This window comes from Paraburkholderia sp., assembly GCF_026225065.1.
Lineage (GTDB): Bacteria > Pseudomonadota > Gammaproteobacteria > Burkholderiales > Burkholderiaceae > Paraburkholderia.
This window is the reverse complement of record NZ_JAMFSB010000397.1, coordinates 1-8,331: the sequence shown is the minus strand read 5'-3', so window position 1 is coordinate 8,331 and position 8,331 is coordinate 1. Positions and strand designations below refer to the sequence as shown.

The window sequence follows — 8,331 nt, the reverse complement described above, 5'->3', positions numbered from 1 at the left end:
TTGGGTGCGCTGTGCGGCGTACTGCTGGTCGGGATCATTCCAGTGCCCGCGCTGTTTCTATTGTTCGCGCTGGTGCTGCTCGTATCGGCACGCCAGATGCTGGTACGTCGCAGCGATCCGGTCGTCGGCGCTTCGGCCACCTCTTCAGTCGCGGCTGCCACCAGCGCGGCTGCAGCGGCAGGCTGGAGCGCGTCGCTTGCGCTCGATTCAAGCTATCCGGACCGGGCACTCGGCCGTGAGGTCCCCTATCGGGTGCAACGTGTGCCAATGGGCATGCTGCTGATGTACGGCGCGGGTTTGATTTCGGCGCTGCTCGGGATCGGTAGCGGTGTGCTGAAAATCCCCGCCATGGACACGACGTTGCGCCTGCCGATCAAGGTCTCGTCGGCAACTTCCAACTTCATGATCGGCGTGACGGCGGCTGCGAGCGCCGGCGCCTGGTTCCTGCGCGGAGATATCGTTAGCGCAATCGCCGGACCGGTTGCGCTCGGCTCGGTGGCGGGTGCGGTGCTCGGCGCACGAGTGCTGATGCGTCTGTCGAACGACAAACTGCGGTTGATGTTCGTCGCGATCCTGCTTGTGCTTGCAGCACAGATGCTGTTCGAAGCATTCCACGTCAAAGCCGTGAGCGGGCCGGTATGAGCCAGCGTTCGCCGGGTTCGGCCGCGACCTCCCCTGCGACCGTCGCCTCGACCATGACGCCGCTCGAACGCTGGCTCGCCGCACTGCTAAAAGGCGGCACCTGGATAGCGTCTCTCATGATCACCGCGGGTTTGATTCTGCTGCTGCCGGATCTCCACACCGTGTTGCATCAGTCAGCGCTACCCCCCGGCATGCCGGTCGTCACTGCCGGCATAGCGCTGTTTATCCTCCTGCCGGTGCTGCGCCTGATCCTGATGCTCTGCGTGTTTCTGCAGCAACGAGACTATCGCTACAGCGCAATTACGGTGCTGGTTCTGCTGATCCTGGCAGCGGGCTGCGCACTCGGCGCGCATTGGGCGTAGCGCCCGCCCCGGATCAGTTCATCAGTGGGTCTGGGCGCTGCCTGCCGAAACCGGCAGGCGGGTCTTCGACGGATGGCCAATTCCGCCTTCCTGCAGCCAGTAGCCGAGCCCCATGAAAATCGAGCCGCCGGCAAGGTTGCCGAGCGTCACGAAAATTTCGTTGTGCACAGCACCGGCCAACGTGATGTTGTCCGGATGCTCACCGATCAATGCGAGTGCGAACACGAACATATTGGCGACGCTGTGCTCGAAGCCGCTTGCCACGAAAGCGAACACCGGCCAGAAGATCAAACCGAGTTTTGCGCCATCGTTATTGGTGCGCGCCGCCATCCAGATGGCGAGGCACACGAGCCAGTTACACAGCAGCCCCTTGGCGAAAAGCGCGAGACCCGGCGCGCTCATCTTCGCGGTCACCGCCTTGAAGAAGACTTCCGAGCCATCGGTCAGCAGTACACCGCCGCCCGCCGCATGCAGAATGACCGCAAGCACCACCGAACCGATCAGGTTGCCGATCCAGCACACCACCCACACCAGCACCATCCCGCCCACACCCGTCTCGCCGCGCAACACCGCAAACGGCATGTACATGGCCGTGCCGGTGAACAGATCCGAGCCGGCGAACACGACGATGGTCAGCGCGCAAGCGAACACCGCGCCCATGATCAAATGCACATAAGCCGGATCGACATGCGAGCCGACCGAAAACATCAGGATATCGCCGAAGCCGATATAGGCCCCGGCCATAGCCGCACCGATCAGAAAAGCGAGCGGCGAGCGTACGATCGACGACGCCTTGTGCGCGCCGACCTTTGCGAATTTATCGATACTCTCTGCGTACATCACATGTCTCCGCGAATGGGGGGTACCCTCCTCAACCGCAGAGGGTGCGTCAAACTGGCGCACATAATAGGACGAGCGAATTCGAGCTCCGTTACGGTTGTAACCAGAACGGGCGGGTACAGCGGGTCGCTCAACTGTGCTCCTGCAGCAACCCGAATTCTGTATCCCTTTTTAGCGCGGCTGCACTAGGACGGGGCAATCGCGGTAGCCGACAGACCTTGCATGCCCATCGCCAGCAACAAGCGCTCTGCACCGATACCGAAGCCCGCACCCTCCCGATACGCGCCCCCACCGGCCACCTGCTGCTGCGCGCCGAGTTCGGGACAGCGAATCTCAAAGCCCTCGCCATTCAGGTAGTAGCTGAGGCCGCGCTTCGCAGCGATGTCGAATGCGTAACCGAGTCCCAGCGAATCGAGAAAGCCCGCACCGATTTCACGGCTGCGCAAGAGCGCGCGCTGCGGGTTCGGACACAGGTACTCGAAGCCCAGTTGCACGAATTCGCGGTACCGTCCGGCCTGGGGCCGCTCATAGCGGTAACAGCGCGCCACGTAAAACAGCATGCGTTCCTTGCGGCGTTCGAGCAGTTCCTGACATCGCTCCTGAAAGAGCGCGGTTACCTCGGGAATCAGGCAACAGGGCCGGCCTTTCTTGTCCGGGAATGCCCACATCTGCCCAATGATTTCGCTGCCGCCTGCTTTCTGCACGAACGTATCTTGCGACCACAGCGCGGGAACAATGGCTTCTTCCGCACCGGCATCAATGAAGGTAGCTCCGGAAGCGGTTTTCCAAAGCACGGGCTTGCGCTGCTTCTTCACCTACGATAAAACGCGTTCCACGGATCATGGTCATAACTGAACTCCAAAGGGTGATGAAATAAAAAAAGGCGCCATAGGCGCCTTGGTCGTTTTCGCATGAGCGAGGAACTCAGTGGGTTCCTGGCTTCGCTGCTATGAGACATAACGAACCACGGCGCAACGGACTGCTGCCGTGATGATGGTACGACCGGAATGGGACGTTACGTAGACTCATGTCCGAGATAGTGACACAGGTGTTGCGGTTTGGGAAAGCCCATGTCTCGACGTCCATCGGCAAGAGACTCGGCCGGTCCTCGTTCAGCACGCGCTCGATGCGCGGTCTATACAGATCGCTTTCGCAATCTTTCAGATGCCACAGATGCTCGATCAGCGGTGAATTATCGTCGGCAGCCATGCGAACTAGCAGTTCACGCGACATACCGGCAAACGCCTTCTCCAGAAATACCGGCATCTCGGCAAGCTGATTGAGCAGATGGAGGTGTTGCGTACTGGACATGGGGGGCCCCGTGAATCGTTATGTTGTGTGTAGCGTCGTGTGCAGCGCGCAGGCGCAGGCGCATCACTTCGTCACGCGTGCCCTTACTGTGTATTCGCTGTCGAGCACCGAATCGAACTCGCCATCCTCGTCGTGCGGTGCATGAAAATCCGCCGACAGCGGCTCGACCGGATAGCCGCGGCGCTCCCACGCGTCGAGACCACCCTTGAGCGCCTGGACATGGTGAATGTTCTTTCGACGCAGTTGAGCGGCGATCCGCTTGGCCGTCGCTTCATTCGGGCAGACACAATACACCACGATCGGATGCCCAAGCAGTTTCTCATCGAGCTGCTCTGGCGAGTCGAGATCGAGGGCCCGCGCGCCGGGAATCCGATACGCTTCCTTCGTCCGTACTTCCGGCGGCCGCGCATCGAAGATAAGCGGCGGCGCGCTGGACTTCATCAGTTCGTCCAGTTGCTCCGGGCTAATGCGGATATCTGCCAGCCAACGACGAAACTGAAATCGTCGCACCCAGCGATAGCCAACAAACAGCACGGCCACCACAGCAAATACGTCGAATACGGTGGCGCCGTTATGGCGCACGAGCAGCACGCCCTGGGCGATCCAGTCGTGCAGCGCCGCGCCGCCGAGCAGCCAGACACCTGCCCACAACGCGGCGCCCACGATGTCCCAGAACAGGAAAACACGCGCATCGATGCTGGTGGTGCCGAGCAACGGTGCGGCGATCAGACCAATACCAGGGATGAATTTAGCCAACGCGAGAATCGGCGCACCATGGCGTTCCAGGACGTTGCGCGCAAGACGCACCGCGGCGTCGAACGATAGCGAAAAGCGCACCAGCGAGTTCAGCATCCGTCTGCCGCGCAAGCGACCGGTGGTGAACCACAGGACGTCCGCCAGCACGGTGGCGCACACGGCCGCGAAAAACACGCTTGAGTAGGACACCTCGCCGACGGCGGCCATGGTTCCCGCGAGAACCAGCATCGGCGCGGCCGGCACCGGCACACCGAGTTGTGTGATCAGCACACTCATGAAAACCACCCACGCGCACAGCGCCGGGGGAATAGCGGTCGGAAGATGCCACACGATACGGCTCCTGCGGAAAGCGAGCGCCCTGACCAACCGTGCCGGGCACAGGCGTTTGATATCCGATTCTAATCAAAATCGGCTATTCGCATCGTACAAGTGGGCAAGCCTGGAGACGCCAGTGGCACTTAGCGAGCCGGCCGCGCCAGCAGATCGTCCAGCAGCGCGCCGTACGTCGCCACCAGTTGCCGGTCGTCCGGCAGATAGCGCGCAATCAGGCCGTGCTGCTGTTCACGGTACCAGGATGCGTGAGCGTCGTGCGTCCCGATCGCCTCCACCACGCGGCGCGCGCCTTCGTCAGCGTCGTTGCCTTCGTAGTAGTACCCAAGGTCGCGGCATAGCGAGGCGTTGTGGATCAGCGGGTAACCCTGCCAGCAGACCTCCAGGTAGAAGTAGTTCAACGGATTTTCGAGCTGATGGGAAATGACGATATCGGTGTTTTCAGCCAGAAACGCCGGGGTGTCGTGCCGGCCGAGGAATACCGCCTTGTGATCGCGGACGATATCGAGCTGGTTCATCAAGGCGATGAAATCGAGGCTTTCTCGCGCGATCTGTTCGGCATTCGTCACCTGCAGCAGGGCGATCCGCTCGGGACACCTGCGATAGGCGAGCTCGGCAATCAGCGCCGGGTACAGGCAGAACTTCACTACATTGATGTTTGGCTCCATCACGCTGAGGCGCCGCGCACCTTCGTGCGGCCGGTACTGACCCGCGTGCGGCAAAGCTTTGACGCGCTCATCCAGAAACATCGGACTCCAGACAAACGGCACGACCCGGCCGGACTGCCGGCGCAATACCTCAAAATATGACTGACTGATATTCGCGACCTGCGGAATGATCCAGATGTCATCGTAACGCTGATTCACGAACAGCGTTTCGCCCCACGCCGGCTTGCGGAACAGCACCGACTCCATCGCGTGAACATACTCGAAGCCGCAGCAGTAAGACACCAGCCGCACATTGCGTTGCTTCAGGTATTCGGTTTGTGCGGCGTCGATCTGCCCGCCGAGTTCGATCAGCACATCGAGATCGTCTTTCGCCGTCTCGAAGGACAGCGTGGGATAGCGGACCTGATCCCACGGCAGCGCGGCGGTGATGGCGACCGCAGTGGTGTTCACGAGCACCACTCGCGCGACTTGCGGACAATGCCGCAGCGCCTCGGCGAGGAAGGCGGCATTCTGCTTGATGCCGTTATTCCACAGCGTTTCCGCTTCGTGGTGCAAGCCGATCGTGATGCCGACGCGCAGTCCGTTCATGGTTCGATGCCCAGGTCCCTAAGCAGGCGCATAAAGCGCCGCAAGCGCATTCGTGTACGTGCGCACATTGTCGTCGTTCTCGGGGTCCAGTCCTTGCAGGAACGCGTTCGCCGTGCGGCGGTAAGCGTCGAGATGGGTATCGTGCTCGGCGAACGCCCGCTGCAAGGCCCGCCCGCCCTCTTCGCAGTCGAAGTCGTGATAGCGGTATCCGCACTCGCCGATCAGATGCGAGTTGTGAATCAGCGGATAGCCGCCATGCAACGCCTCATAGTAGACATAGTTCTGCCCGTTTTCCCAGTGATGGCTGACCACTGCGTCGACATCGCCCGCGACCACCCGGCAAAACGGGAAGCGTCCCTCGAACGAGGTCAAACCGTGCTTCACGATGTCGAGGCTGCGTGCGAAGCCATTGAAGCTCACGTGCTCCTTCAGATGGAACGTGTTGTAGGCCCACACGTGTTCGAGCATGTCGGGATTGGCGCGATGCGCCGCCTCGCATGACAGCAGCGGCACGAAGCTCGTTTTCACCATGCAGATATTGGGTTCGAAAATGCCCGCGCGCCAACGCCGCCGTCCTGGGCGATAGCCGAAACTGAGACCCTCGGGCAGGCGCGCCGCTTCGCGCTCGAGTACCAGCGGACTCCACAGATGCGGCATCACGCGCACCGGGCAGCGAAACGTACTGGTGTAGTACGGCACACAGGTATTTTCATACTCGGGCAGCGTCCAGACCTCGTGATACGGCGCAGCGGAAATCAGCAGACCATGCGGCTGATCGAAGATCATGCGCTCGATGTCGATCACATAATCGTTGCCCACCCGCATCGAGACGATCTTGCCGCCGCGTTCGCGAAACGCCACCACCCATTCCCGCGCCAGTTGGGCGCTCATTTCGATCATCACGTCGAGCGTGGTGGCGGCCTCGTTCATGTCGATGAGCGGCACCGGCGAATCGGCCAGAAAGTTCTTCGCATCCTCGGGCCGGCCATCGCCGCCACCCGCCACGAGATACGTCGCTTCCACCAACGGCGAGCGCATCAGCAACATCACGAGAAAAATGCAGTTCTGGTAAATGCCGTTTTCCCAGACCGACTGCTCGCCCTTGCGTACGAAGATCGACACGCCGACTCGCAGCTTGCGTGGCAACCCCACTTGAACGGGTTCGAGATTCATGAGCGGCTCGCGTGAGGGGCAAATGCCGCATCACGGCACAGATGCAGCAACCGGGCCGCGTAGGCGTCGAGATTGTGCTGGCTGAACGGATCGACGGCCGCGAATACGCGATGCGAGCGGACCCGGTAATCGTCGAGACTGTCCGCGTGGCCGGTTGCTGCGCGCTGCAACTGCACGGCGCCCTCACGGGCGTCGAAGCCGTGGTAGTAGTACCCCGCATCCTTGAGCCACGGCGAGTTGTGAACCAGCGGATAGTCGCCGTAAAGCGCGTCGAGGTAACTGTAATTCTGTTCGTTCTGCCATTGATGCGACACGATGGCATCGGCATGCTGAACCATGAAGCCGACAATATCGTTGCGGCCGTGAAAGGTCGCCTTGTGCTCGCGCACGAGATCCAGCGAGTTGGCGAAATACAGCATGGTCGGATGATCTTTCAGGTGCAAGGTGTTGAGCACATGCATCGCCTCGACCGTACTGGCTTCGGCCCGATAGGCTTCGTCGCAAACCAGCATCGGAATGCTCGACGTCTTCACAACCGAAATGTTCGGTTCAAAAATCGCCACGCGCAGGCCGCGGCGTGTGGCGCCCTCCGCTTCGCTGGCCGCCGGCTCGTTGGCCGCCGCCTCGCGAGCCGCGAAGCCGTAATGCATGCCGAGCACCTCAACTTCGCGCATGCGCTGCTGAACAAACTGAGGATGCCAGATGAACGGCGCCTCATGCACATCGCAACGATGCAGGAGGCGCATCATCGGTGCAAACGCGCTGTCTTTCGGCAGGTGCCAGACCTCGTCGCAACGGTCGGGGCGTGGTGCGTGGGCGGGCTTCGTAAAGATGGCGGGCTCGGCAAGACCGACATAAGGCTGGCCGCAGCAGTAGAAGACAACCTTCTTGCCGCGCGCACGCATCAGGTCGAGCCATTCGATATCGAGCGCGCCGCCCATCTCGACGATAACGTCCACCTCGTCGCTGGCTTCGTGCGCCCTCATCAGACGCAGATTGCGTGCGGACAGATCCACCTGGGACGGCATCACCCCCTGGTCGCCGACATCGATCAGCAGTACCGATTGCACGAACGGCAAGCGTTGCAACAGCTCCGCCAGAAAGATGACGTTCTGCCCCAGGCCGTTCTGCCAGATGTTCTGCCCGGTATGGGTAATGACGGAGATGCCGATGCGCATAGTCACATTTAACACATGTTGAAACGGACCCTCGCCGTGGGCGAGGATCCGTTGGTTCGCCCCTGGTGCTGGCGGCGCCTGGAGAGGCCGGCGCGTCAACGCCGGCCACGCGTTACCAGGAATATCCGACACCGGCGTTGACCAGTACGTGAGCACCATCCGTTGCGCTGGCTCCCACCTTGATGATGGTGTTTTGCGTAACCCGCGCACTGGCGCCGATGGCGATGGCACTGTACCCCGCATAGTTGCCCACCCCTGCGGCGACCTGGAAGCTCTTGCCCTGTTCCACCTGGGGCAAACCGGCCAGCGCGCCCGCCATGGCGACGCCCGAATACGCTGCACGCGCCACGTCGTTGATATTCTGCTGAACACCCTGCAGTTGTGCAACGTTTACCGCGTCGGTCGGATTAACGCCGGGCGCCACGTTGGTGATGGTCCGGTCGTTACCCGGCGAGCCCACCGATACCGAGTTCGCCTCGCTTG

10 protein-coding genes are annotated in these 8,331 nt (G+C 61.4%); 2 read left to right on the top strand and 8 right to left on the bottom strand.

Going from position 1 to position 8,331, the window contains the following annotated elements:
* Both M0954_RS27655 and M0954_RS27650 read left to right on the top strand, forming a co-directional pair.
* On the top strand, positions 1-642 hold a 642-nt coding region (locus M0954_RS27655), incomplete at its 5' end, for a sulfite exporter TauE/SafE family protein (RefSeq protein ID WP_297356676.1).
* Entirely contained in the window at positions 639-1,004 is a 366-nt protein-coding gene (locus tag M0954_RS27650) for a DUF1634 domain-containing protein (RefSeq protein ID WP_297356674.1), read from the top strand. The genes M0954_RS27655 and M0954_RS27650, both read left to right, overlap by 4 nt.
* 21 nt (positions 1,005-1,025) lie before the next feature.
* On the opposite strand, the gene M0954_RS27645 is transcribed toward M0954_RS27650, so the two are convergent.
* From M0954_RS27645 to M0954_RS27610, 8 genes are all read right to left on the bottom strand, one after another.
* Positions 1,026-1,844 carry a formate/nitrite transporter family protein gene (locus M0954_RS27645; protein ID WP_297356672.1) on the bottom strand — a complete coding sequence of 273 codons (819 nt, stop codon included), beginning with the start codon at positions 1,842-1,844 and terminating at the stop codon, positions 1,026-1,028.
* 185 nt (positions 1,845-2,029) lie between these two features.
* Entirely contained in the window at positions 2,030-2,638 is a 609-nt protein-coding gene (locus M0954_RS27640) for an ATP phosphoribosyltransferase regulatory subunit (RefSeq protein ID WP_297356671.1), read from the bottom strand.
* A 130-nt stretch (positions 2,639-2,768) separates the two neighbouring features.
* Positions 2,769-3,155 (bottom strand): hypothetical protein, encoded by a 387-nt coding sequence (locus M0954_RS27635; RefSeq protein WP_123387651.1) that lies wholly within the window; start codon positions 3,153-3,155, stop codon positions 2,769-2,771.
* Positions 3,156-3,218: 63 nt separating this feature from the next.
* Entirely contained in the window at positions 3,219-4,241 is a 1,023-nt protein-coding gene (locus M0954_RS27630) for a VTT domain-containing protein (RefSeq protein WP_122154973.1), read from the bottom strand.
* Between the two features lie 128 nt (positions 4,242-4,369).
* Positions 4,370-5,497, bottom strand: coding sequence for a DUF2827 domain-containing protein (locus M0954_RS27625; RefSeq protein ID WP_133891711.1), 1,128 nt, complete (start codon positions 5,495-5,497; stop codon positions 4,370-4,372).
* Positions 5,498-5,515: 18 nt separating this feature from the next.
* Positions 5,516-6,670, bottom strand: a complete 1,155-nt coding sequence (locus tag M0954_RS27620) for a DUF2827 domain-containing protein (protein WP_122154975.1) — start codon at positions 6,668-6,670, stop codon at positions 5,516-5,518.
* Positions 6,667-7,848 (bottom strand): DUF2827 domain-containing protein, encoded by a 1,182-nt coding sequence (locus M0954_RS27615; RefSeq protein ID WP_297356678.1) that lies wholly within the window; start codon positions 7,846-7,848, stop codon positions 6,667-6,669. Before M0954_RS27615 ends, M0954_RS27620 begins: the two co-directional genes overlap by 4 nt.
* Positions 7,849-7,960: 112 nt before the next feature.
* The coding region (locus M0954_RS27610) for a YadA family autotransporter adhesin (RefSeq protein ID WP_297356669.1) at positions 7,961-8,331 on the bottom strand (371 nt) is incomplete at its 5' end.